General features: G+C 54.7%; 1 protein-coding gene. It reads left to right on the top strand.

Annotation, left to right across the window (positions count from 1 at the left end; all coding sequences use genetic code 11):
- Positions 1-654: 654 nt before the first annotated feature.
- On the top strand, positions 655-914 hold a 260-nt coding region (locus AAA138_RS09835), incomplete at its 3' end, for a hypothetical protein (RefSeq protein ID WP_349090671.1).

Here is a 914-nt window from a genome sequence, read left to right as displayed (position 1 = left end):
GTATGACATGATAGCAAGAGCTATGCAAAGATAGCGATTGTTGGCTTTGTACTTTGTCTTGCAATGGTGCTATGTGCATCATTTGCGAGGTATAGGTCCGAGCAGTCGTTCATCGATGGCGCTGAAAATGGGTTTGGCATAGACGGGATGTATGTCAACGATGGCGCGACCAGGCCGTCTATGGCGATTCTTGCAGGCGAAGACATGGAATGGCAAATCTGTAATGACGATGGCTCTTGTCTGAGTGGTCGTTTGGCCGCAACGAGCGACCCGAATTCGTTCGATCTTCTCGACAATGATGGATCGGATTGCGGTTCAGTTCACCTGTCGTATGCATCACGAGATGGGATGGACGGCATTCTCTACGTCTCCCACGAGACTGGCGATTTCAAGATGCGCAGGACTAACCGAGTGCCGGCTTTTATCGAGGAGTGAGAACTCCCGGCGGTCTGCCGATCAGGCCGCCGGGGTATCGAACCCCGCATTCATCCGTACACACACGGATGAATGCGGGAAGTGTCCGGATGAAGTTGATAATCAAGGAAACAATGCCGTTCTGCCTGGGACGGCTTTGGCCTGGACTTTAACTACAACATCGCGATCGACACTTATCAGCTCGCGCGACGCGCATGGCCAGATCTCGGACGCTGGTGCATGGAGGACCTTCGAGATTTACTGTACATCCAAAACGACGACGCACACCGCGTGCTCGCCGACTGCGAAGACGAGTTGGCTGTCTACAATGCGATCAGAAACGGCGTGAAGTCCGGAGAGCTTTCTGTCGAACCGCCTATTATCGAGCGCATCGGTGCCGACCCGGCTCAGCTCGCACGCTCCACACAGGATGCCATCGACCACGCGCCCAAGGTTTCCGGCGAGAGCCAGCAGATGGGTCTTTCCAACGAGCTTGTCCG

The organism is Collinsella sp. CLA-JM-H32B, from assembly GCF_040098065.1.
Taxonomy (GTDB): Bacteria; Actinomycetota; Coriobacteriia; order Coriobacteriales; family Coriobacteriaceae; genus Collinsella.
Note: the sequence above shows the minus strand (reverse complement) of the source record. Positions and strands in the feature narration are given on the sequence as shown.